The organism is Amycolatopsis sp. CA-128772 (genome assembly GCF_002904295.1).
Lineage (GTDB): Bacteria > Actinomycetota > Actinomycetes > Mycobacteriales > Pseudonocardiaceae > Amycolatopsis.
Genome location: NZ_PPHG01000057.1, coordinates 39211 through 60933 on the forward strand (window position 1 = coordinate 39211; position 21723 = coordinate 60933).

A 21723-nucleotide genomic window follows, 5' to 3' on the forward strand; every position below is an offset into this window, starting at 1 on the left:
TGTCCGCTGCGCGGAGCGGGGTGGCCAATCCGGTTTTTCACCCGAACGCCACCGACAGGACGTCTGCCCTAGGATTTCCAGGCCGGCGTCCAGGAAGAAGGTAACGAGAATCACCGTGAGCGCAGTCCCCGGTCGCAGCGAACGGCTCTCGCCGAACCAGCTGGCCAAGCAGGAGCAGATCGTCGAAGCCGCCCGTGTCGTGCTCGCCCGTGACGGCCTCGCGGGGTGCACCGTCCGCGCCATCGCCGACGCCGGGCCGCTCACCAAGAGCGCCATCCACTACTACTTCGCCGACATCGACGTCCTCATCGACCGGGCGATGGCCGCGCACATCACCGCCTTCGCCGCCGGCCTGCGCGAGGTCGCCGCGAAGCACGACGAACCCCGGGAACGGCTCTTCGCCGTCCTCGAGGAGTACCTGCGCGTCTTCGCCGCCAACCCGAACGCCGCCTTCCTCTGGTTCGAGTACTGGATCGCCGCCGGGCGGGCGCAGCACCCGCAGGCCATCGACGTCATGCTCACCTCGCTCACCGAACTGCTCGCCGAGCTCCTCGCCCCGCTCGACGTCGACGACCCGCGGGCCCGCGCCCGGGCGCTGCTGTCCTACCTGCTGGGCACGGTCGTCCAGCAGCGGGTGCGCCCGCGGCCGTTCGCCACGCTGCGTGCCGACATCGAGGCGCTCTGTTTCGCGAACTACGGGTAGAAACCACCCATTAGATCCGTACTGCTCCGGATTGCGCCCTCTGTCCGGCTCCGGCCAAGGTCGAGGCACCCCCGAGAGCAGGAGACGTGATGCGCACACGAACGTGCATGGCCGCGGCCGCGGCCGCCCTCTTGGTGCTCACCACCGGCGGCCCGGCCGGTGCCGCCCAGCCCGGCGGACCGCAGGTGTACGAGGTGACCGGTGCCGCCACCGCCCAGCAGCGCACCGAGGTCGCGCGGACCGGCGCGGACATCCTCGACGCCGAAGGCGCGACGACCACCGTCATCGCCAACCCCGGCGAGGCCGCCCAGCTGCGCGCGCTCGGCTTCGGCGTCAAGGCGCTCGGCCAGGTCGACCGGTCGCCGGGCGCGGCGGCCGCCGCGGACTTCCCGGCCGGCTACACCGGCTACCACACCTACGCCGAGACGCAGACCGAGCTGCAGAAGGCCGTCGCGAACTACCCGTCCCTGACCAAGCTCGGCAGCGCCGGCACCTCGTACGAAGGCCGGGCGCTTTCGCTGATCAAGATCAGTGACAACGCCGCCACCGACGAGAACGAGCCCGAGGTCCTCTTCACCTGCAACCAGCACGCGCGCGAGCACCTCACCACCGAGATGTGCCTGCACATCGTGCAGCGCCTGACCAGCGGATACGCGACCGACCCCGCCATCAAGCGGCTCGTCGACAGCACCGAGATCTGGGTCATCCCGAGCGTCAACCCGGACGGCTCCGAGTACGACATCTCCGGCGGCACGTTCCACAGCTGGCGCAAGAACCGCCAGGGTCCCGGTACCGACACCAACCGCAACTGGGGCTACAAGTGGGGCTGCTGCGGCGGCTCGTCGGGCTCGACGTCGAGCGAGACCTACCGCGGCACCGCGGCCTTCTCCGCGCCCGAGACCCGGGCCGTCTCGAACTGGGTGAACTCGCGGGTCGTCGGCGGCATCCAGCAGATCAAGACCCACATCGACTTCCACACCTACTCCGAGCTGGTGCTCTGGCCGTTCGGCTACACCTACGCCGACACCGCGCCCGGCCTCACCGCGGCCGAGGCGCAGAAGTTCCAGACGCTCGGCAAGCAGATGGCCGCCACCAACGGCTACACGCCGGAGCAGTCCAGCGACCTCTACATCACCGACGGCAGCGTCAACGACTGGATGTGGGCGACGCACAAGATCTGGAGCTTCACCTTCGAGATGTACCCGAAGGGCAGCAGCCCGGGCTTCTACCCGCGCGACACCCAGATCGTCCCGCAGACCACCCGCAACGACCAAGCCGTCGACATCCTGATCAACGCCGCGATCTCCGGCTGACCCCCGATGGTGCTTTCGGGGGTTCCGGGTGGCGGAGCCCCCGGCCCGAGGCGAAGCCTCGGATGGCCCAGTCCGGCGCGGCTTGCGAACGGCCCCCTTCCCCGTTGGACCGGGGAAGGGGGCCTGCGCGGTTTAGGGTGCGGGCATGCCTCTGTTCTCGTTCGAAGGGCTCAGCCCGCAGGTCCACCCGGACGCCTGGATCGCCCCCACCGCCACCCTCATCGGCGACGTCGTCGTCGAGAAGGACGCCTCGGTCTGGTTCGGCGCGGTGATCCGGGCCGACTTCGGCCGGATCGTCATCCGCGAGGGCGCCAACATCCAGGACAACTCGGTGATCCACGTCAACGACGGCGTCTGCGAGGTCGGCAAGAACGTCACCGTGGGCCACCAGTGCCTGGTGCACGACTGCACGATCGGGGAGCAGGCGCTGATCGGCAACGGCTCTACGGTGCTCGACAAGGCGAAGATCGGCGCGCGGGCGCTCGTCGCGGCCGGAGCCACCGTCACGCCGGCGACGGAGGTGCCGGAAGAGGTGATCGCGATGGGCAGCCCGGCGAAGAAGTTCGTCCCGCTGACCGACTCGGCGCGGATGTGGGTCGAGCACAACGCGGCGATCTACCAGGAGCTGGCGCGCCGGCACCGAGCGGGCACCAAACCGGTTTGACCCTCCAGTAGCTGGAGACTCTAGCTTCGGGACATGGCTCCGAAGAGGAAACTCACCCACCAGGTCACGCTCGAGCTCAGCGCGGGCAACGCCCCGGTCGTCGACCTCGGCAAGATGCTGGGCCAGACCGGGATCAACCTCGTCGAGGTCAAGAAGGCCTACGACGCGGCGACGGCGGCGCAGCGCGGCGACATCGTGCCGGTGGTCGTTTCGGTGTTCGAGGACCGCTCCTTCGTGCTCCGGCTCAAGACGCCCCCGACGTCGTTCCTCATCAAGAAGGCGTTGGGGGACAAGGGTTCTTCGCGGCCGGGGCACGAGGTCGCGGGCAAGCTGACCGAAGAGCAGCTGCGCGCGATCGCCGAACGCAAGCTGCCGGACCTCAACACCACCGACGTCGAGGCGGCGATGCGCACGATCGCCGGCACCGCCCGGTCGATGGGCGTCGTGGTCGTGCCCTGAACATCGCGTAAACCGAGGCTCAAGCGTCGTGGACTACGCTCTTCCCCTGCAGCAGCGACTGGCGCCATCGAGGTGGAGCACCACCGGGAAGCGACGACGAGGCCGGCACCGCGCGCCTGGGTGAAGGCCACTCCAGAGCCGGAGTACGCCATGACACACCAGCCGAAACTGAACGCGCTCGCCACCGCCGACCCAGCCATCGCCGGGCTCGTCGAGGACGAAGCCAAGCGCCAGCACGACAAGATCCGCCTGATCGCCTCGGAGAACTACGTCTCACAGGCCGTGCTCGAGGCGACCGGGAGTGTGCTCACCAACAAGTACTCCGAGGGCTACGCGGGCAAGCGGTACTACGAGGGCCAGCAGTTCATCGACCAGGTCGAGCAGCTGGCCATCGAGCGGGCGAAGGCCGTGTTCGGCGCCGACCACGCGAACGTCCAGCCGTACTCCGGGTCGCCGGCGAACCTGGCCGTGTACCTGGCCTTCGCCCAGCCCGGTGACACCGTGCTCGGCATGGCGCTGCCCGACGGCGGCCACCTCACGCACGGCTGGAGCGTCTCCGCGACCGGCAAGTGGTTCACGCCGGTGCGCTACGGCGTCGCCAAGGAGACCGGCCGCGTCGACCTCGACCAGGTGCGCGACCTGGCTCGGCAGCACCGGCCGAAGCTGATCTTCGCCGGCGGCACGGCGATCCCGCGCACGATCGACTTCCCGGCGTTCGCCGAGATCGCCGCCGAGGTGGACGCGGTGCTCGTCGCCGACATCGCGCACATCGCCGGCCTGGTCGCGGGCGGCGCGCACCCGTCGCCGGTCGGGCACGCGCAGGTGATCACGACGACCACGCACAAGACCCTGCGCGGCCCGCGCGGCGCGATGATCCTCTCCGACGCCGACCACGCGAAGGCCGTCGACAAGGCGGTGTTCCCGGGGCTGCAGGGCGGCCCGCACAACCACACGACCGCGGCGATCGCGGTCGCCCTCGGGGAGGCGCAGCAGCCGTCGTTCAGCGACTACGCGCACACGATCGTCGCCAACGCCCGCGCGCTGGCCGACGCGCTGCTGGCCTGCGGTTACGACCTCGTGTCCGGCGGCACCGACAACCACCTGCTGCTGATCGACCTGACGAACAAGGGGGTCGCGGGCAAGCCGGCCGCGCAGGCCCTCGACCGCGCGGGCATCGAGCTGAACTACAACACGGTGCCGTTCGACCCGCGCAAGCCGTTCGACCCGTCCGGCATCCGCCTCGGCACGTCCGCGATCACGACCCGCGGCCTGCGGCCGGAGCACCAGGTCGAGGTGGCGGCGTGGATCGACCGCACGATCACCGCGGCGGCCGCGTCCGACGAGGCCTCGCTGGACACGATCGCCGCGGAGATCCGCGAGTTCCTGGCGCCGTTCCCCATCCCGGGCTACTCCGCCTGACCCCGAACCCCGAGGGCGGCACTTTCACGTGAAAGTGCCGCCCTTCGGCGTGTCCGAGACCGGGGTCACAGAATATTTGGTTGCACGATACAAGCGTCTCGCGGAATACTTGGGTCAAGCAAGTAGTTGAACGGTACAAGCAACTACGCGGAGACTTCCGAGGGAGACCACCATGAGCGACACCACCACGGCGGAAGGAGCAGCCGCTACGAACGGCAAACTGACTCACCGCCAGATCCTGACCGTGCTGTCCGGGCTGATGCTCGGCATGTTCCTCGCCGCGCTCGACCAGACCATCGTGTCGAGCTCGATGCGCACCATCGCCGACGAGCTCCACGGCCTGTCCCTGCAGGCCTGGGCCACCACCGCCTACCTCATCACCGCGACGCTCTCGACGCCGCTGTACGGCAAGCTGTCCGACCTCTACGGCCGCAAGCCCATGTACCTCACGGCGATCTCGCTGTTCCTGGTCGGCTCGCTGGCCAGCGGCATGGCGACGTCGATGTACGAGCTCGCCGCCTTCCGCGCCTTCCAGGGGCTCGGTGCCGGTGGCCTGATGTCCCTCGCGCTGGCGATCATCACCGACATCACCGCGCCGCGTGAGCGCAGCAAGTACCAGGGCTACTTCATGGCCGTCTTCGGCATCTCGAGCGTCGCCGGCCCGGTCGTCGGCGGGTTCTTCGCCGGCATCGACACCTTCGCCGGCATCACCGGCTGGCGCTGGGTCTTCCTGGTCAACGTCCCGATCGCGCTCGCCGCGCTGGTCGTCGTCAGCAAGGTGCTGAACCTCCCGCACAGCCGCGTGGACCAGAAGGTCGACTACTGGGGTGCGGTCGCGCTGGCCACCGGCCTGGTGCCGCTGCTGATCGTCGCCGAGCAGGGCCGCGAGTGGGGCTGGGGCTCCGCCGCTTCGATCGCCATGTACGTCGTCGGCGGGCTGGGCGCGGCCGCGTTCGTCTGGATCGAACGCCGGATGGGCGACGCCGCCCTGCTGCCGCTGCGCCTGTTCGACCGGCCGGTGTTCCGGATGTCGACCATCGTCACCGTCGTCCAGGGCGCCGGGATGTTCGGCGCGATGATGTCGCTGCCGCTGTACCTGCAGATCGTCAAGGGCGCGACGCCGACCCAGGCCGGCCTGCAGATGCTCCCGCTGACCCTCGGGATCATGGTCGCCAGCCTGACCAGTGGCCGGATCATCGCGGCCACCGGCCGGTACAAGATGTTCGCGGTGGCCGGGATCGGCCTGATGGCGGCGGCGCTGTTCGCGCTGTCGACGATCACCGTCGACAGCTCGCTGGCGCTGGTCATGGTGATCGCCTTCGTGATCGGCCTCGGCCTCGGCGCCTCGATGCAGACGCTGGTGCTGGCCGCGACCAACGACGTCCGCCCGCAGGACATCGGCGTCGCCACCTCGGCGGCGACGTTCTTCCGGCAGATCGGCGGCACGGCGGGCACCGCGGTGTTCCTGTCGATCCTGTTCGGCACGGTCGGCGACCGGATCGCGAACGCCATCCGCTCGGCGCTGACCAACCCGGCCTACGTGTCGGCGCTGGCCCAGAACCCCGCGTTCGCGCAGCAACTGAAGAGCGGCAGCCTCGACGTCAACGACACGTCGTTCCTCTCGACGCTCGACCCGGCGCTGGCGCGGCCGATCCTGCAGGGCTTCGCCGACTCGATGAGCACGGTGTTCCTGGTCGGCGGGATCGTGCTGACCGTCGGCTTCGCGCTGGTGTGGTTCCTCAAGGAGAAGCCGCTGTCGGACAAGTCGGCGATGGAGCAGCGCGCGGAGGCCGAGGCGGACGCCCCGGCGCTCGCCCTGGCGCACTGACCGCACGAAAAAAGGCCCCCTCGGGATCTCCCGAGGGGGCCTTTTCTCAGTTCAGTGACCGGTCCCGTTGGCGTCTTCCTTGGCCAGGCGGTCGGTCTCGCGCTCGTACGAGCGGGCGATCTCGCTCTCGGCCTCGGTGCGGCCGACCCAGGACGAGCCTTCGACGCTCTTGCCGGGCTCGAGGTCCTTGTAGACCTCGAAGAAGTGCTGGATCTCCAGCTTGTGGAACTCGTTCAGGTGGTGGATGTCGCGCAGGTGCTCCAGGCGCGGGTCGTTCGTCGGGACCGCGAGGACCTTGTCGTCCGGGCCCTTCTCGTCGGTCATCCGGAACATGCCGATGGCGCGGCAGCGGATCAGGCAGCCGGGGAACGTCGGCTCCTGCACGAGGACGAGCACGTCGAGCGGGTCGCCGTCCTGGCCGAGGGTGTCGTCGATGAAGCCGTAGTCGGCCGGGTACTGCGTGGCCGTGAACAGGGTCCGGTCCAGCTTGATGCGGCCGGTCTTGTGGTCGACCTCGTACTTGTTGCGCTCCCCTTTGGGGATTTCGATCGTGACGTCGAACTCCACGGCGTCCTCGCTGCTTCTTTATAGATCCGGGCGTGCCCGCCCGTCGCGGGCGGCAACCTTCAAGACTGTCTTGACGTCTCCTAGTGTGGACTACGCCCCTGCGCGGAGTCGCATCGATGTCGGCCTCGCGGCATGTGAGCTTGGCCCCTTCCGGGGCAGGTGAGAAGGAGTGGTGGGTGCCGGAAAACGACCAGCCGATGTGGCCTTCGTCGGACGAAGACCGCTCGTCGTCCGGCGTGCGGGAAACCACTCCGATGGCCCTGCCCGACCCGCCGGCGGGTCACGGCGGCAATCCCGGCGTGCCCAAGGTCACAGCCAGCGACGCGCCGAAGGGATCGTGGTTCGCGCCGAACGTGGCGCCTGAGCCGGTCCCCGGCCTGAACGCGCCCGCGGAGGAGCCGGCGCCCCCACCGGCCCCGGCCCCGGCCAAGCAGGACCTGGCCGACCGGCTCGGCAGCCGCGAACCTCAGCAGCCGCCGAAGCCGGCCGAAGAGGGCACCGAGTACATCCGGGTCGAGCAGCCCGAGCCGAAGCCGGCCGCGGAGAGCACCCAGTTCATCGAGGTGAAGCAGCCGACGCCGGTGGTGCCGGTCGAGCGCGATGTCTGGTCCCGTGAGCAGCCGGAACGTCGTGAGCAGCCCGAGGAGCCGCAGCAGCCGTGGCGTGAAGAGCTGCAGCTGTGGCGTGAGGAGCAGCAACGCCGCGAAGAGCAGCTGGGCCGCCGCGAAGAGCCGCCGCAGCAGCCACCACGTGCCGAGCCGCAGCGCGTCGAACCCCAGCAGCAGCGGCCCGACGCACCCTGGTCCCAGCGCATCGAGCTGCGGGAGGACCGGGCGGGCGACCGGCCGGCCGAGCCGGGTGACCGCCGGCCCGCGCTGCCGCCGGAGCCGCCGCGCGGGGTGGTGCCCTCGGCGTCCGCCGGGACGCTGGCCCGCCCGCAGCGGATCGAGCCCGACGGGCAGCGGTTCGACGCCGAGGCGACCGTCGGGATCGAGCGGCCGACCCAGTTCCCCGGCGCCTTCCAGCAGCAGCCCCAGCCGCGGCCCGACCAGCCCCGCCCGGACCAGCCGCGGACCGAGCCGCCCGCCGAGCCGCCGGTGCCGCCCGCGGCCGAGGCGCCGGCCGGCGAAGAGCCGCCGAAGAAGCGGCGCAAGGGCAAGCTGATCGCGCTGGTCGTGGTCGTCCTCCTGGTGCTGGCGGGCGGCGGGGTCGCCGCCGCGATGCCGAAGGTGGCGAACCGGCTCGCCCTGCCGTGGGCGCCCAACGCGCCCAAGGGCGACGCGCCGTCGCCGGCCTCGGCGACGCGCCAGCTGCAGGGCCCGGCCGTGGCCGGCCCGGCGCCGACCGCCAACGGCGTCAAGTCCGCGCTGGCCGGGGCGGCCGGCAGCGGCGCGCTCGGGCAGCTCACCGGCAGCGTGGTCGACCCGGTGACCGGGACCGCGCTGTGGGACCACAGCTCGGGGACCCCGGTGACGCCCGCGTCGACGACGAAGGTGCTCACGTCCGCGGCCGCGCTGCTCTCGCTGGATCACAACCTGCGCCTGTCGACCAAGATCGTGCAGGGCGCCGACCCGGGCACGGTGATCCTGGTCGGCGGCGGCGACACGACGCTCACCAACCTGCCGCTGGGCACCGACTCCCCGCTGTACCCGGGCGGCGCGCACGTCGACGACCTCGTCGCGCAGGTCAAGAAGGCGGTGCCGGGGGTCAAGAAGGTGCAGGTCGACCTGACCCTGTTCAAGGGGGCGACGACCGCGCCCGGCTGGGAAGCCGGTGACGCGCCTTCGACGTACGCGACGCAGATGGCGCCGGTGATGGCCGACGGCGGCCGCATCAACCCCAAGGACAACAACTCGCAACGCACGGCGAACGCGGGCAGCGCGCTGGCCTCTTCGGTCGCCTCGAAGCTGGGCGCTTCGGCGGGCGGCCTGGCGACCGCGCCCAAGGACGCGAAGGTGGTGGCCGAGGTCAAGTCGGCTCCGCTGACCGAGCTGGTGTCGGACCTGATGGAGCTGTCCGACGACGTCCTCGCCGAGGCGGTCGCCCGGCAGGTCGCGCTCGCGAACGGTGAGGAAGCCAGCTACGCCGGCGGCGCCAAGGCGACCATCAAGGTCCTGAAGGACCACGGGTTCGACGTCAGCGGGGTCGTGCTGTCCGACGGCAGCGGCATCTCGTCGCAGAACCGCATCCCGGCGCGGCTGCTGACCCAGCTGCTGGCCGCCGCGGCGGCGCCGGAGGGCAAGAACCCGAGCACCGCGAAGCTGCGTCCGGTGCTGGCGGGCCTGCCGGTGGCGGGCGGCTCGGGCACCCTCGCCGACAAGCGGTTCGACACGCCGGCGTCGCAGGCCGGCCGCGGCTGGGTGCGGGCCAAGACGGGCACGCTCACCGGCGTGAACACGCTGGCCGGGCTGGTCCTCGACCAGGACGGCCGGGTGCTGGTGTTCGCGTTCATGTCCAACGGCTCCGACACCGAACCCGGCCGCGACGCGATCGACGCCCTCGCGACGAGCCTCCGCAAGTGCGGCTGCTCGTAGCGGAGCCGAACCGTACGAAGATCGTGGCCGGAAACCCGCCCGGGGCAGGTAGCGTCGGAAGGGTGAGTCAGGAAACGCAGACCCGGCCCATGGTCGACTGGGCGATCGCCGCGCAGACCGGCGCGCTGCTCGTGCGCGGTGGCCCGCAGGTTCCGCGCGAACAGGCCGAAGAGGCCGTCACCGACCTGCGCGAGCTGACCGTCGAGGCCGAAGGGCACGTGCGGGGGCTGACGAACCTGGGGCTGGACCTGCCGCTGCTGCCCGGCGAGGTCGTCGACCGCCCGGGCTGGGTCCGGTCGGCCGCGGCCGGGCTGGACGCGCTGACCGGGCGCGCGCTGCCGCAGCAGGGCGGGCCGCTCGGGCCGATCCTGGCCGGCGGCGCCGGCGTGCAGACCGGGCTGGTGCTCGCCTTCCTCGCCAGCCGCGTGCTCGGCCAGTACGACCCCTTCGGCGGCCCGGACCGCGAAGGCCGGCTGCTGCTGGTGGCGCCGAACGTCGTCGCCGCCGAGCGCGCGATGGACGTGTCCGGGCACGACTTCCGGCTCTGGGTCTGCCTGCACGAATGCACCCACCGGCTCCAGTTCACCGCGGTCCGGTGGCTGCGCGACTACTTCGCCGACGAGGTCGAGCGACTCGTCTCCGGCCTCGCCGGCGGCGGTACCGACAGCCTGGCCGACCTGTTCGGCCGGCTGCCCGAGGCGATCAAGCAGGGCCCGAAGCTGAACCTGGCCGAGCTGCTCCAGTCGCCGAAGGAACGCGCGGTGTTCGACCGGCTGCTGGCCCTCTCGACGCTGCTGGAGGGCCACGCCGACTACGTGATGGACGCCGTCGGGCCGCAGGTCGTGCCGAGCGTCGACACGATCCGCGCGCGGTTCACCGCCCGGCGCAAGGGCGGCGGCGTCTTCGACCGGCTGCTGCGCGCGCTGCTCGGCGTCGACGCGAAGATCCGTCAGTACGAAGAAGGCGCGAAGTTCACGAAGCACGTCGTGGACGCCGTCGGCATGGACGGCTTCAACGCCGTCTGGCGGTCGCCGAACACCCTGCCGTCGCGCGCCGAGATCGCCGATCCGGCGGCGTGGGTCCGGCGCCTGCACGGATGACCGGGCCCGCGGTCGCGGCCGTCCGGCGGGCCGTGCGCGGCTTCCTGGAGACCGTCGATGCCCCGGCCGAACTCTGTGTCGCGGTCTCCGGTGGCGCCGACTCCCTCGCGCTGGCCGAGGCCACCGCGTACGTCGGGCACCACCGCGGGCACGTCGTCCGCGCGCTGGTCGTCGACCACGGCCTGCAGGAGGGCTCGGCGAAGATCGCGTTCGACGCGGCCGCCGCCGCGAAGTCCCTCGGCGTCGACGAGGCCGAGGTGCGCCGGGCCGACGTGACCGGCCCCGGCGGCCCGGAAGCCGCCGCGCGCAAGGCCCGCTACCGGACGCTCGCCGGGCACGCCCTCGTCCTGCTCGGCCACACCCTCGACGACCAGGCCGAAACGGTGCTGCTCGGGCTCGGCCGCGGCTCCGGCCCGCGCAGCCTGGCGGGAATGCGCCCGCACGACCCGCCGTGGGGCCGGCCGCTGCTCGCCGTCCCGCGCGCCACCACCCGGGCCGCGTGCGCCGAACTCGGCGTCGAGCCGTGGGACGACCCGCACAACGCCGAACCGCGCTTCACGCGCGTCCGGTTGCGCACCGAAGTCCTGCCGTTGCTGGAGGACGTCCTCAACGGCGGGGTGGCCGCTGCGCTCGCCCGAACGGCGGCCCAGCTGCGCGAGGACAATGAGGCGCTGGACACAATGGCGGACACGATCTTCACCCGCGCGGGCGGCCCCGATGGGCTGGATGTGGGTGTCCTCGAGCCGGTGCCCGCGGCGGTCCGCCGCCGGGTTCTCCGCAGGTGGCTGCTGGCCTCGGGCGTGCGAGAACTCACCGACGCCCACCTGCGGGCGGTCGACGCGCTGGTCGCCCACTGGCGTGGACAGGGCGGCGTCTGGCTACCCGGCAACTTGGAGGCGAGCCGGTGCCGTGGCAGGCTCTGCCTCACCTCCCAACCCACCACCCGAGGAGAATGACCCGTGTACGAGGGCGAAATCGCCTCCGTGCTCGTCACCGAGCAGCAGATCAAGGACAAGATCGCGGAGCTGGCGGAGCAGATCGCCGCCGACTACCCGGCCAACGGGCAGGGCGAACTCCTGCTGGTGGGCGTCCTGAAGGGCGCGGTCATGTTCATGACCGACTTCGCCCGCGCGCTGCCGCTGCCGACGCAGCTGGAATTCATGGCCGTGTCCTCCTACGGGTCGGCGACCTCGTCGTCCGGCGTCGTGCGGATCCTCAAGGACCTCGACCGCGACATCGCGGGCCGGGACGTCCTGATCGTCGAGGACATCGTCGACTCCGGCCTGACGCTGTCGTGGCTGCTGAAGAACCTCGCCAGCCGGAACCCGGCGTCGCTCGAGGTCGTCTCGCTGCTGCGCAAGCCGGAAGCGGTGAAGGTGGACGTGCCGGTGAAGTACATCGGCTTCGACATCCCGAACGAGTTCGTCGTCGGTTACGGCCTCGACTACGCCGAGCGGTACCGGGACCTGCCCTACATCGGCACCCTGGACCCGAAGGTCTACACCTCGTAGTCCGCCGGTGGAGTTCACCGACCGTTCACCGCAACCACCGGATTTTCGGAACCCGGGGGACGCTGTTTGCGTCATAGGCTCTGATCACGTGCGTTAACCTATGCGAAGACCAATCGTGCCCGCGGTGAACCGGGTCGGGGGAACGGGAGAGAGTGCAGATGGGGAACAGCAGCACTGCCGACGCGAACGCCTTCAAGGCCGCGGCCGCGGCGGGTCAGGTCGGGATCGATCCCGACGCCGCACAGGCCGTGCTGAACAAGATCCGCACCGGCAAGGACGCCGTCGAGGCCCTGCTCGCCGGCGCGGGGACGCTCGCCCAGCCGCCGAAGCTCGGCGACAACCCGGTCGGCAACGCGATGGCCGCGAAGTTCGTGCAGCGCGCGGACGGCGGGGGCGACTCCTACGCCGCCGCGCTGCAGAACCTGCTCGACCAGTACTCCGCCGCCGAGGAGGGCATCGTCACGGCGATGTCCCGGTACCACGAGATCGACCAGGCCGCCGCCGATCCGTTCCGCAACGCCTGAGCCCAGAGGGGGAACTCGTAGTCATGGCTCCGAACCACACCGACCAGCCGGCGACCACTCCCGGCTCTGCCGACCAGGGCTCGCTGGTCCCGCTCGGCGACAACGCGTCGTCGCAGAACATCGTCGCCAACGCCCGCGGCAGCGCCGGCGGCTTCGACATGGGCAGCGACCGCGCGATCGCCAACCCGCCGAACTGGAACGCGCAGGAAAGCCAGCAGCTCTACGCCGGCGCGGTCAACAACAACGACCCCGGCACCGCCGAGGCGACCGGGCACGTCTGGACGCACCACGGCAGCGAGCTGAAGCAGGCGTCCGACCACCTGTACAACGCGATCGCCGAGCTGGGCAACGCCTGGGTCGGCCGCGGTGCCGCGGGCGCGCAGGGCGCGCTGGTGGCCATCGCGAACTCCGGTTCGCAGGCCTCCGACGCCGCGCACACGATGTCCGACCGGCTCGCCCGGCAGGCCGCGGCGGCCGCCGAGGTCAAGAAGATGCCCGCGCCGAAGGACTACGACCCCAAGCAGGCCATGACGGCCGCGCTGGCCGGCGGTCCGGCGGCGCTGATCGCCGACCAGAAGGCGCAGGCGGACGCGGCCAACGACGTCAAGGCGCAGCAGGTCGCCTTCTTCAACGCCTACACGCAGGCGATGAAGGAGGTCGACAACTCGACCCCGAGCTTCGGCCCGGAGTCGCTCGGCATGAAGCCGACGGCGTCGCACAACTCCTTCTCGTTCAACTCGGTCAACACCGTCGGCAGCACCGGCCCGGTCGAGGGCCTCTCCGGTGCCGGTGGCGCGGTCTTCGCCGCGAACGGCACCGGCTTCGGCGGCCACGGCGGCGCGTTCGGCGCGCAGCACGCCGGGGTCGGCCCGAACGGCGGCCACGGCGGCGTCCCGGGCGCGGCGGCGGCGTCGGGCTTCGGCCACGACGCGGCGGCGCTGGGCAGCGACGCGGCCGGCGGCTCGGTCACCGGGGCCGGCTCGGTCACCGGCGCGGGCACCGCCGGGTCGGGCAGCGCCCACCCCGGCGGCAGCAACCCGCTCGGCAAGATCGGCATGGGCCTCGGCGTCGGCGGCCTGGCCGGCGGCCTCGGCGCGCTGGCGTCGCGGGCGCTGGGTTCCGGCAGCAAGTCCGGCGCGAAGGCCGAGAACGACACCTCCCTGGCCTCGGCCGAGGGCCAGAGCGCCGCTTCGGCCCAGGCGCCGCAGCAGGGCGTCGTCTCGTCCGCGGGCACCATCGGCGGGCAGACCCCGCCGCCGATGAGCCCGGGCATGGGCGGCATGGCTCCGCACGGTGCCCAGGGCGAGCAGGACGAGGAGCACACGCACGCGTCCTTCCTCATCGAGGCGGACCCGGACGAGGCCTTCGGCGCGAACCAGGCGACCCCGCCGCCGGTCATCGGCGCGTGGTCCGGGGACGACGAAGACCGCTGATCCGTCCGGGCCGGGCACACCGCCGGTGTGCCCGGCCCGTTCTCGTTGGGAGTGGCTCGATGCCGAACGCTGAGCTGCTCACCCCGGTCGAGGTGGACTTCCTGTGGGAGTCCGCCGGGCTGGGCGAGCTGCCGTACCCGTTCCGGATCCGTTCGCACGGTGCGACCGTCGACGAGCGGGCGCTGCTGCGCCGCCGCACGTTGGAGGGGCTCACCGCGCGCGGGCTCGCCGACGGCCGCGGCCGGCCCGAGCCGCACCTCGAGGACTACTTCGGTGTCCTGGCGACCGCGGAACTGAGCCTGGACGCCGTCCAGCTGATCGCCCCGGACGCCGAGCCGCTGCTGTCGTTCGCCGGCGTGCTGGGCGGCCAGGGGCTGCTCGCCGTCCAGGACACCCGCGGCCTGCACCTGCAGCCGTGCCCGCCCGACGGGCTCGCGAGCGCGATCGTCTCGCTGCTGCCGGGTGCCCCGCGCGGGAGCGAGAAGTCGCTCACCGTGCCGCTGGAGCAGCTGGTCGGCGCGCACGGCGTCGACTTCATGCAGCGCCGGGGCAACGGCGACGAGCGCGCTTCGGCCGACGAGGACCGCAAGGCGCTGGCCCGGCTGCACGCCCAGCCCCGGCTGCGCGGCGGCCAGATCGGCGCCAACGCCCGCACCCGGATGGGCGGGCGCAGCCGCTCGCCGGTGCTGAGCTGGTTCGACACCGAGACCGGCCGCTACTTCACCCAGGCCACCCGCGGCCGTGACGGCCGGGACTGGATCACCATCGCCCCCGCCGACGCCGCGACGCTGCGGCACCGCCTCGGCGAGATGCTCGCGGGCGCCGCGACGACCAGCACGGTCTGAACTCCGGGAAGATCGGTCTTCGGACGTGCCCAGCCGCCCCGTGACGGTCCGGTTTTGTCGGTGGTGCGGGCTACGCTGAGCAAGAGTCCGAGCCGGGAGAGTGATGATGCAAGAGTTCTTCTCGCCGCTGGCGTTCGATTTCCTCTGGGAGTCGGCGCAGGTCGGCGAGCTGCCCTACCCGCTGATCGTCCGGTCGCACGGCGCGACCGAGGACGAGCGCGTCTCGCTGCGCCACCGCGCCGACGTGGAGCTCAAGGCGCGGGACATCCGCGACCCGCGCGGCCGGCTCGCGCCGCCGATCGAGGACGCGCTGCACCTGCTGGCCTTCGCCCCGCTGACCATCGATGCGCTGCACATCCCGCAGTTCGAGGCGCCGACCGTCGGCGTCCTCGCGGCGGGTGACGACACCAAGGCCGTGCTCGCGGTCCAGGACGCCGACGGCATCTGGCTGCGGGACGTCCCGCCGGACGGTCTCGTCTCGGCCGTCGTCGGGATCCTGCCGGCCGGGCCGCGCGGCAGCGAGGCGTCGGTCACACTTCCGCTGGACGAGGCCCTGCACACCGCGCCGATCCGGGTGCCGGTGCCGGTGCCGCTGCCGTCCGGGCCGGCGGAGGACGACGGCAAGCGGCGCGGGCGGCCCCGGCGGGTGCCGCTGAGCGAACGCCTGGCCGTCGATCCGCGCGAGGCGTACGGCCGGATCGCCGGGCAGCCCCGGCAGCGGGGCGGTCAGCTGGCAGCGAACAGCCGTTCGCAGGTCGGGGCCCGGCAGCGGTCACGGGTGCTGGGCTGGTTCGACACCGCGACCGGGCGCTACCTGAGCCTCTCCCGCGCAGGTACGGACGGGCGCGAGTGGGTCACCGTGGCGCCGGCGGACCCGGCGACACTGAGGACCAGGCTGGGCGAGATGGTGAGCAGTGTGTCCGATGGCACGCGATAGCGTGAACGTTGCGGGCGCCCGCCGGGAACCTGGGCGCGGTATCGCCCGTTGACCTGCGAGAGGCTCACAGGGGATGAACGCGGCAGCGGGCGGTACCCTGATGGGCAGGTGTCCAGGCACCACGGGTTGTCAAGATCGTGATGGCGGGTATCACAGGAGCCGCCCAACCAGGGAGGGTCGAGGCCACCAGGGCCGAGTCGTATGAACCGGAAGAGCGTGCTCAGGAACCCACTGCTGTGGATCGTCGCGGGGTTGCTGGCGTTGTTCGCGTACAACACGATCTTCGACAGTGATCGTGGGTACACCCAGGCACCCATCTCGGTGGCGAACTCCCAGATCACCTCGAACAACGTCAAGGAAGCCAGCCTCGAGGACAAGGAACAGCAGGTCAAGCTGCTCCTCTCGCGGCCGATCGACGTCGACGGGCAGCAAGTCACCCAGATCATTTCGCAGTACCCGGCCAACGCGTCGCTTGAGATCTACGACAAGCTGCTGGCCGCGAAGAACGGCGACGCCGGCCCCAAGTTCACCACCAAGGTGACCCAGCAGGGCGTGCTGACCCAGATCCTCATCTTCGCCATCCCGCTCGCCCTCGTGCTGGGCCTGCTGATGTGGATGATGAACAACGCCCAGGGCGGCGGCAACCGCGTCCTCAACTTCGGCAAGTCCAAGGCCAAGCAGCTGAACAAGGACATGCCCAAGACGACCTTCGGGGACGTCGCGGGCGCCGACGAGGCCGTCGAAGAGCTGTACGAGATCAAGGACTTCCTGCAGAACCCGGCGCGGTACCAGGCGCTCGGCGCGAAGATCCCGAAGGGCGTGCTGCTCTACGGGCCGCCGGGTACCGGCAAGACGCTGCTCGCGCGGGCCGTCGCCGGCGAGGCGGGCGTGCCGTTCTACACGATCTCCGGCTCGGACTTCGTCGAGATGTTCGTCGGTGTCGGTGCATCCCGCGTCCGTGACCTGTTCGAACAGGCCAAACAGAACGCGCCGTGCATCATCTTCGTCGACGAGATCGACGCGGTCGGCCGCCAGCGCGGCGCCGGCCTCGGCGGCGGGCACGACGAGCGCGAGCAGACGCTGAACCAGCTGCTCGTCGAGATGGACGGTTTCGACGCGCGCGGCGGCATCATCCTGATCGCGGCCACCAACCGGCCCGACATCCTCGACCCGGCGCTGCTGCGCCCCGGCCGGTTCGACCGGCAGATCCCGGTGTCCGCGCCCGACCTGCGCGGCCGCAAGGCGATCCTCGAGGTGCACGCCAAGGGCAAGCCGATCGCCCAGGGCACGGACCTGACCAGCCTGGCCAAGCGGACGGTCGGCATGTCCGGCGCCGACCTGGCGAACGTGCTGAACGAGGCCGCGCTCCTCACCGCCCGCCAGAACGGGCACGTGATCACCGACGTGGCGCTGGAGGAGTCGGTCGACCGCGTCGTCGGCGGCCCGGCCCGCAAGAGCCGGATCATCTCCGAGAAGGAGAAGAAGATCACGGCCTACCACGAGGGCGGGCACGCGCTCGCCGCGTGGGCGATGCCGGACATCGAACCGGTCTACAAGCTGACGATCCTGCCGCGCGGCCGCACGGGCGGGCACGCGCTGCTCGTCCCCGAGGACGACAAGGACCTGATGACCCGCTCCGAGATGATCGGGCGGCTGGTCTTCGCGATGGGCGGCCGCACGGCCGAGGAGCTCGTCTTCCACGAGCCCACCACCGGCGCGTCGTCGGACATCGAGCAGGCGACGAAGATCGCCCGCGCGATGGTCACCGAGTACGGCATGAGCGCCCGGCTCGGCGCGGTCAAGTACGGCCAGGAGCAGGGCGACCCGTTCCTCGGCCGCTCGGCCGGCCGGCAGGCGGACTACTCGCTGGAAGTGGCGCACGAGATCGACGAGGAGGTGCGCAAGCTCATCGAGACGGCGCACACCGAGGCGTGGCACGTGCTCAACACCTACCGCGACGTGCTCGACGAGCTGGTCATCGAGCTCCTGGAGAAGGAGACGCTGACCCGCAAGGACCTGGAGCGGATCTTCGCGACGGTCGAGAAGCGCCCGCACATCACCGTGTTCAACGAGTTCGGTGAGCGGACGCCGTCGGACAAGCCGCCGATCAAGACCCCGGGCGAGCTGGCGATGGAGCGCGGCGAGCCGTGGCCGCCGCCGGAGAAGGAGAAGCCGGTCCTGAAGCCGGAGCCGACCCCGGTCGGCACCGCCCAGGGCGCGGGCGACCTGCCCGGTGGCCCGCCGTACCCGTCCCCGGTCGACCCGAACGCGAACCCGTACGCCCCGCCGGGCGCCTACCCGAACGGCGGCCGTCCCTACGGCGGCCCGAACGGCGGCCCCAACGGAACGGCGCACTGGCCGCAGACGTACGGCGGCGCCCAGCAACCGGGCAGCTACCCGCCCGGCCAGAGCGGTCCGCCGAACTACGGTGCCCCTCCGGGCTGGACGCCGGCGACGTCGCCGGGCGGTCAGCCGGGCCAGTCGTGGCGCCCCGGTGGTGAAGAACGCCCTCGTGAGCACGGCTGGTTCGCCGACCAGGCCGGCAACCAGCAGAGCGAGGGGGAGCGTCGTGACGTGGATGGACCCGAAAAGTCCCAGTGACGCCGACCGCCCGGTCTTCGACCACGACCGGGCGGAAAAGGCGATCCGCGAGCTCCTGCTGGCGTGCGGCGAAGACCCGGAGCGGGACGGTCTCAAGGAGACCCCCGCCCGGGTGGCCCGCGCGTACCGCGAGATGTTCGCGGGCCTGTACACCGAGCCGGATGCGGTCCTGGACCGGACGTTCGACGAGTCCCACGAGGAACTCGTGCTGGTCACGGACATCCCGATGTACAGCAGCTGCGAGCACCACCTGGTGCCGTTCCACGGCGTCGCGCACGTCGGGTACATCCCGAACGCCGCCGGGAAGGTCACCGGGCTTTCGAAGCTCGCCCGGGTCGTCGACCTCTACGCCAAGCGTCCGCAGGTCCAGGAGCGGCTGACTTCGCAGGTCGCCGACGCGATCGTCCGGAAGCTCGAGCCGCGCGGGGTCATCGTCGTGATCGAGGCCGAGCACCTCTGCATGGCCATGCGCGGCATCCGCAAGCCCGGCGCGCGCACGACCACCTCCGCCGTGCGGGGGCAGTTCAAGAACTCCGCCACTTCGCGGGCGGAGGCGCTCGACCTCATCAAGGCGCGCCGGTGAGCGTGGGGCTTCCCGCTCCCGGCCGGTGCGTCGTGATGGGCGTGCTGAACGTGACGCCGGATTCCTTTTCGGACGGTGGCCGGTACCTCGGGCTCGACCAGGCACTGGCGCACGCCCGCGAAATGTGGGCGCGCGGCGCCGACCTGATCGACGTCGGCGGCGAGTCGACGCGGCCGGGGGCGTCGCGGGTGGACGCCGAAACGGAACTGCAGCGCGTGCTGCCGGTGATCAAGGCGCTCGCCGCCGAAGGCGTGGCGCTGTCGGTCGACACCACCCGTGCCGCCGTCGCCGCCGCGGCGCTCGAAGCCGGGGCGAAGGTGATCAACGACGTCTCGGGCGGGCTGGCCGACCGGGACATGGCGCGCGTCGCGGCCGAGACCGGCGTGCCGTGGGTGCTGATGCACTGGCGCGGGCACAGCGAGGACATGCAGTCGCTCGCGAAGTACGAAGACGTGGTGGCGGACGTCCGCGCCGAGCTGCTGTCCAGAGTGGACGAGGCGCTGGCGGCGGGGGTCGCCGAGAGCGCGATCGTGCTGGACCCCGGGCTGGGCTTCGCGAAGAACGCCGAGCACGACTGGGCGTTGCTGCGCGGGCTCGATTCGCTGCTGTCACTGGGTTTCCCGGTGCTCGTCGGGGCCTCCCGCAAACGGTTTCTCGGCCGTCTCCTGTCCGAAAAGGACGGCACCCCCCGCCCGCCGGACGGTCGCGAGGACGCCACGGCCGCGATCTCCGCGCTAGCCGCGGCGGCCGGCGCCTGGGGCGTCCGCGTGCACGAGGTCGGGGCTTCGCTCGACGCGGTCGCGGTGGCCGCCGCTTGGTGGAAGGGTTCGCCGGATGTCTGACCGGATCACGCTGACCGGACTGCGCGTGTTCGGGCGCCACGGCGTCTTCGAGCACGAGAAGCGCGACGGCCAGGAGTTCGTCATCGACATCACGGTCTGGCTCGACCTCGGGCCCGCGGCGGCGTCGGACGACCTGACGAAGACGCTGCACTACGGCGAGCTGGCCGAGCTGGCGGCGGGGATCGTCGCGGGCGAGCCGTACGACCTGATCGAGAGCGTCGCGGGCAAGATCGCCGACGAGGTCATGCGCGACGAGCGCCTGGCCGGCGTCGAGGTGACGGTGCACAAGCCATCGGCCCCGATCCCCCTGACGTTCGACGACGTGGCGGTCACGATCCGGCGCACCCGGTGACCCGCGCGGTCCTCTCCCTCGGTTCCAACCTGGGCGACCGGCTGGGGTTCCTTCGGTCAGCCCTCGACGCGGTCCGCCCGGCGCTGGTCGCGGTGTCGAGCGTGTACGAGACGAAGGCGTGGGGCGTCGAGGACCAGCCGGACTTCCTGAACGCGGTCTGCATCGTGGACGACCCGGCCCGCGACCACTGGGCATGGCTGCGCACAGGCCAGGCGGCCGAGCAGTCGGCGGGCCGCGTCCGCGAGCTGCACTGGGGCCCCCGCACCCTGGACGTCGACGTGGTCACGGTGGACGGCGTGACATCCGACGACCCGGAGCTGCTCCTGCCGCACCCGGGCACACCGGACCGGGCGAGCGTGCTGGTGCCGTGGGTGGAGATCGCCCCGGACGCAATCCTGCCGGGCCACGGCCCGATCGCGGCGCTGCTGAAGGCCCGCCCGTCGGCCGAGGTGGCCACGGTCCGCCGGACGAACCTCGAACTGCGCTGAGGCGGAAAGGTGACTCATCGGTGAACCGGCGGTGACCGTTACCGATCACCCCCGGCCCGTCGCCGAGCTGCCCTCTCCCTGCGCTCAGCCGCGCAAAGCCGCGATCATGAAGCCCACCGCCGGCTGGGTCGTCGGCACCGGTGGCCAGTCGTTGATCGTGGCCAGCAGCTGCCAGTAGCGCTCCGCGCGGGCGTCGCCGCTCGCTGCGAAGCGGTCCGCCAGCTCCCTGCGGAACTCGGCCGCAGCCGCGTCCTGGTCCGGGCGCGCCGAGGCGGTCGCGATCTCGGCCGCAAGCGTTTGCCCCGTCTCCGATGTCGGGCTTTCTCCCGCGTCGACCGCTTCCTGGGCACGGACCATCCACTCGTTCCAGTGGGTGCGCCAAGCCTCCGCGGGGTGCTCGAACTCGCCGTCCTTGATCTGCTGGGCCTGGGTTTCGCTCATGCGGCGGATCAGGGCCCGGAAGTCCGGATCCTGGACCAGCTCGGCGAACTCGATCCAGGCCTCGAGCTGCTCGGGCGACGGGTCGTCGGGCAGTTCCGGCTTGCCCGAGCGCATCCGGCGGTAGAACTCCTGGTCGATGTCGAGCCCGGCGACCATCTCGTCCCAGAACTCGTCGACCAGCCGCTTGCGCTCCTCGTCGGACATCGACGCGAGGCGGTTCATCAGGTTCACCTCCTCCAGCTCCGAGTTGCGTTTGGCCACCGCGCGCAGCACCGCCCGGCGCAGCCGCAGGCGCCGGATCTGCTCGTCGAGTGCTTCGACGTGGCGGGTCGCCAGCTCGCCGACCGTCGCCGACTGGGTCAGGGCGGCCGAGACGTCGGCGAGGCCCAGGCCCAGCTCGCGCAGGGTGCGGACCAGTTCCAGGCGGGCCATCGCCGCCGCGTCGTAGAGGCGGTAGCCGGCGTCCGTCCGGTCGGTCGGGGGCAGGAGGCCCTCGTCCGAATAGAACCGGATGGTCTTGACCGGCAGGCCGGTCCGGCGGGCCAGCTCGCCGATGGTGAAGGTTGCGGTGGTGCCCAC

At 71.6% G+C, this 21723-nt stretch carries 21 protein-coding genes; 19 read left to right on the forward strand and 2 right to left on the reverse strand.

Annotated features, from left to right (window positions below):
- Positions 1-115 precede the first annotated feature (115 nt).
- The 6 genes from C2L59_RS20125 (at position 116) to C2L59_RS20150 (ending at position 6386) form a co-directional block, all read left to right on the forward strand.
- On the forward strand, positions 116-703 hold the full coding sequence (locus C2L59_RS20125; protein ID WP_103351040.1) for a TetR/AcrR family transcriptional regulator: 588 nt from the start codon (positions 116-118) through the stop codon (positions 701-703).
- 107 nt (positions 704-810) lie between these two features.
- A complete protein-coding gene (locus C2L59_RS20130; protein WP_103351041.1) occupies positions 811-2016 on the forward strand; it encodes a M14 family metallopeptidase in 1206 nt (401 codons plus the stop codon).
- A 145-nt stretch (positions 2017-2161) separates the two neighbouring features.
- Complete coding sequence (locus tag C2L59_RS20135; RefSeq protein ID WP_004559890.1) at positions 2162-2680, forward strand: gamma carbonic anhydrase family protein; 519 nt, start codon at positions 2162-2164, stop codon at positions 2678-2680.
- 33 nt (positions 2681-2713) lie between these two features.
- On the forward strand, positions 2714-3139 hold the full coding sequence (locus tag C2L59_RS20140) for an uL11 family ribosomal protein (RefSeq protein ID WP_103351042.1): 426 nt from the start codon (positions 2714-2716) through the stop codon (positions 3137-3139).
- Positions 3140-3289: 150 nt separating this feature from the next.
- Positions 3290-4558, forward strand: coding sequence for a serine hydroxymethyltransferase (gene glyA, locus C2L59_RS20145; RefSeq protein ID WP_103351043.1), 1269 nt, complete (start codon positions 3290-3292; stop codon positions 4556-4558).
- Between the two features lie 172 nt (positions 4559-4730).
- On the forward strand, positions 4731-6386 hold the full coding sequence (locus C2L59_RS20150; protein ID WP_103351044.1) for an MDR family MFS transporter: 1656 nt from the start codon (positions 4731-4733) through the stop codon (positions 6384-6386).
- A gap of 51 nt (positions 6387-6437) precedes the next feature.
- Here C2L59_RS20150 and C2L59_RS20155 read toward each other — a convergent pair whose 3' ends face one another.
- On the reverse strand, positions 6438-6953 hold the full coding sequence (locus C2L59_RS20155; RefSeq protein ID WP_103351045.1) for an inorganic diphosphatase: 516 nt from the start codon (positions 6951-6953) through the stop codon (positions 6438-6440).
- A gap of 176 nt (positions 6954-7129) precedes the next feature.
- Here C2L59_RS20155 and dacB point away from each other — a divergent pair, with 176 nt between their 5' ends.
- The 13 genes from dacB to folK all read left to right on the forward strand — a co-directional run bounded on the left by dacB (position 7130) and on the right by folK (position 20703).
- Entirely contained in the window at positions 7130-9487 is a 2358-nt protein-coding gene (dacB, locus tag C2L59_RS20160; protein WP_103351046.1) for a D-alanyl-D-alanine carboxypeptidase/D-alanyl-D-alanine-endopeptidase, read from the forward strand.
- 89 nt (positions 9488-9576) lie between these two features.
- Positions 9577-10587 (forward strand): zinc-dependent metalloprotease, encoded by a 1011-nt coding sequence (locus tag C2L59_RS20165; RefSeq protein ID WP_103351047.1) that lies wholly within the window; start codon positions 9577-9579, stop codon positions 10585-10587.
- Positions 10584-11543, forward strand: a complete 960-nt coding sequence (gene tilS / locus C2L59_RS20170; RefSeq protein WP_103351048.1) for a tRNA lysidine(34) synthetase TilS — start codon at positions 10584-10586, stop codon at positions 11541-11543. The genes C2L59_RS20165 and tilS overlap by 4 nt, the downstream gene beginning before the upstream one ends.
- A gap of 3 nt (positions 11544-11546) precedes the next feature.
- Positions 11547-12098: a hypoxanthine phosphoribosyltransferase gene (gene hpt / locus C2L59_RS20175; protein ID WP_103351049.1), complete on the forward strand. Its 552-nt coding sequence runs from the start codon at positions 11547-11549 to the stop codon at positions 12096-12098.
- Between the two features lie 158 nt (positions 12099-12256).
- Positions 12257-12622 carry a hypothetical protein gene (locus tag C2L59_RS20180; protein ID WP_199199165.1) on the forward strand — a complete coding sequence of 122 codons (366 nt, stop codon included), beginning with the start codon at positions 12257-12259 and terminating at the stop codon, positions 12620-12622.
- Between the two features lie 23 nt (positions 12623-12645).
- Positions 12646-14055: a hypothetical protein gene (locus C2L59_RS20185; protein WP_103351051.1), complete on the forward strand. Its 1410-nt coding sequence runs from the start codon at positions 12646-12648 to the stop codon at positions 14053-14055.
- 59 nt (positions 14056-14114) lie between these two features.
- Positions 14115-14900: an ESX secretion-associated protein EspG gene (locus C2L59_RS20190; RefSeq protein WP_103351052.1), complete on the forward strand. Its 786-nt coding sequence runs from the start codon at positions 14115-14117 to the stop codon at positions 14898-14900.
- A 103-nt stretch (positions 14901-15003) separates the two neighbouring features.
- Positions 15004-15837: an ESX secretion-associated protein EspG gene (locus tag C2L59_RS20195; protein WP_103351053.1), complete on the forward strand. Its 834-nt coding sequence runs from the start codon at positions 15004-15006 to the stop codon at positions 15835-15837.
- A gap of 201 nt (positions 15838-16038) precedes the next feature.
- Positions 16039-18438: an ATP-dependent zinc metalloprotease FtsH gene (ftsH, locus tag C2L59_RS20200; RefSeq protein WP_103351054.1), complete on the forward strand. Its 2400-nt coding sequence runs from the start codon at positions 16039-16041 to the stop codon at positions 18436-18438.
- Complete coding sequence (folE, locus tag C2L59_RS20205) at positions 18416-19021, forward strand: GTP cyclohydrolase I FolE (protein ID WP_199199166.1); 606 nt, start codon at positions 18416-18418, stop codon at positions 19019-19021. Before ftsH ends, folE begins: the two co-directional genes overlap by 23 nt.
- 35 nt (positions 19022-19056) lie before the next feature.
- On the forward strand, positions 19057-19863 hold the full coding sequence (folP, locus tag C2L59_RS20210) for a dihydropteroate synthase (protein WP_199199169.1): 807 nt from the start codon (positions 19057-19059) through the stop codon (positions 19861-19863).
- Positions 19856-20215 (forward strand): dihydroneopterin aldolase, encoded by a 360-nt coding sequence (gene folB / locus C2L59_RS20215; RefSeq protein WP_103351057.1) that lies wholly within the window; start codon positions 19856-19858, stop codon positions 20213-20215. Before folP ends, folB begins: the two co-directional genes overlap by 8 nt.
- Positions 20212-20703 carry a 2-amino-4-hydroxy-6-hydroxymethyldihydropteridine diphosphokinase gene (folK, locus tag C2L59_RS20220; RefSeq protein ID WP_103351058.1) on the forward strand — a complete coding sequence of 164 codons (492 nt, stop codon included), beginning with the start codon at positions 20212-20214 and terminating at the stop codon, positions 20701-20703. Before folB ends, folK begins: the two co-directional genes overlap by 4 nt.
- Before the next feature lie 84 nt (positions 20704-20787).
- Here the strand turns inward: folK and C2L59_RS20225 are convergent, their stop codons facing one another.
- Positions 20788-21723, reverse strand: a complete 936-nt coding sequence (locus C2L59_RS20225) for a MerR family transcriptional regulator (RefSeq protein WP_103351059.1) — start codon at positions 21721-21723, stop codon at positions 20788-20790.

Coding starts and splice junctions, on each gene's coding strand:
- C2L59_RS20130 (WP_103351041.1), top strand. CDS start 811: ATGGCCGCGGCCGCGGCCGCCCTCTTGGTGCTCACCACCGGCGGCCCG.
- C2L59_RS20135 (WP_004559890.1), top strand. CDS start 2,162: ATGCCTCTGTTCTCGTTCGAAGGGCTCAGCCCGCAGGTCCACCCGGAC.
- C2L59_RS20140 (WP_103351042.1), top strand. CDS start 2,714: ATGGCTCCGAAGAGGAAACTCACCCACCAGGTCACGCTCGAGCTCAGC.
- glyA (WP_103351043.1), top strand. CDS start 3,290: ATGACACACCAGCCGAAACTGAACGCGCTCGCCACCGCCGACCCAGCC.
- C2L59_RS20150 (WP_103351044.1), top strand. CDS start 4,731: ATGAGCGACACCACCACGGCGGAAGGAGCAGCCGCTACGAACGGCAAA.
- C2L59_RS20165 (WP_103351047.1), top strand. CDS start 9,577: ATGGTCGACTGGGCGATCGCCGCGCAGACCGGCGCGCTGCTCGTGCGC.
- tilS (WP_103351048.1), top strand. CDS start 10,584: ATGACCGGGCCCGCGGTCGCGGCCGTCCGGCGGGCCGTGCGCGGCTTC.
- C2L59_RS20180 (WP_199199165.1), top strand. CDS start 12,257: ATGGGGAACAGCAGCACTGCCGACGCGAACGCCTTCAAGGCCGCGGCC.
- C2L59_RS20185 (WP_103351051.1), top strand. CDS start 12,646: ATGGCTCCGAACCACACCGACCAGCCGGCGACCACTCCCGGCTCTGCC.
- C2L59_RS20190 (WP_103351052.1), top strand. CDS start 14,115: ATGCCGAACGCTGAGCTGCTCACCCCGGTCGAGGTGGACTTCCTGTGG.
- C2L59_RS20195 (WP_103351053.1), top strand. CDS start 15,004: ATGATGCAAGAGTTCTTCTCGCCGCTGGCGTTCGATTTCCTCTGGGAG.
- ftsH (WP_103351054.1), top strand. CDS start 16,039: ATGAACCGGAAGAGCGTGCTCAGGAACCCACTGCTGTGGATCGTCGCG.
- folE (WP_199199166.1), top strand. CDS start 18,416: ATGGACCCGAAAAGTCCCAGTGACGCCGACCGCCCGGTCTTCGACCAC.
- folP (WP_199199169.1), top strand. CDS start 19,057: ATGGGCGTGCTGAACGTGACGCCGGATTCCTTTTCGGACGGTGGCCGG.
- folB (WP_103351057.1), top strand. CDS start 19,856: ATGTCTGACCGGATCACGCTGACCGGACTGCGCGTGTTCGGGCGCCAC.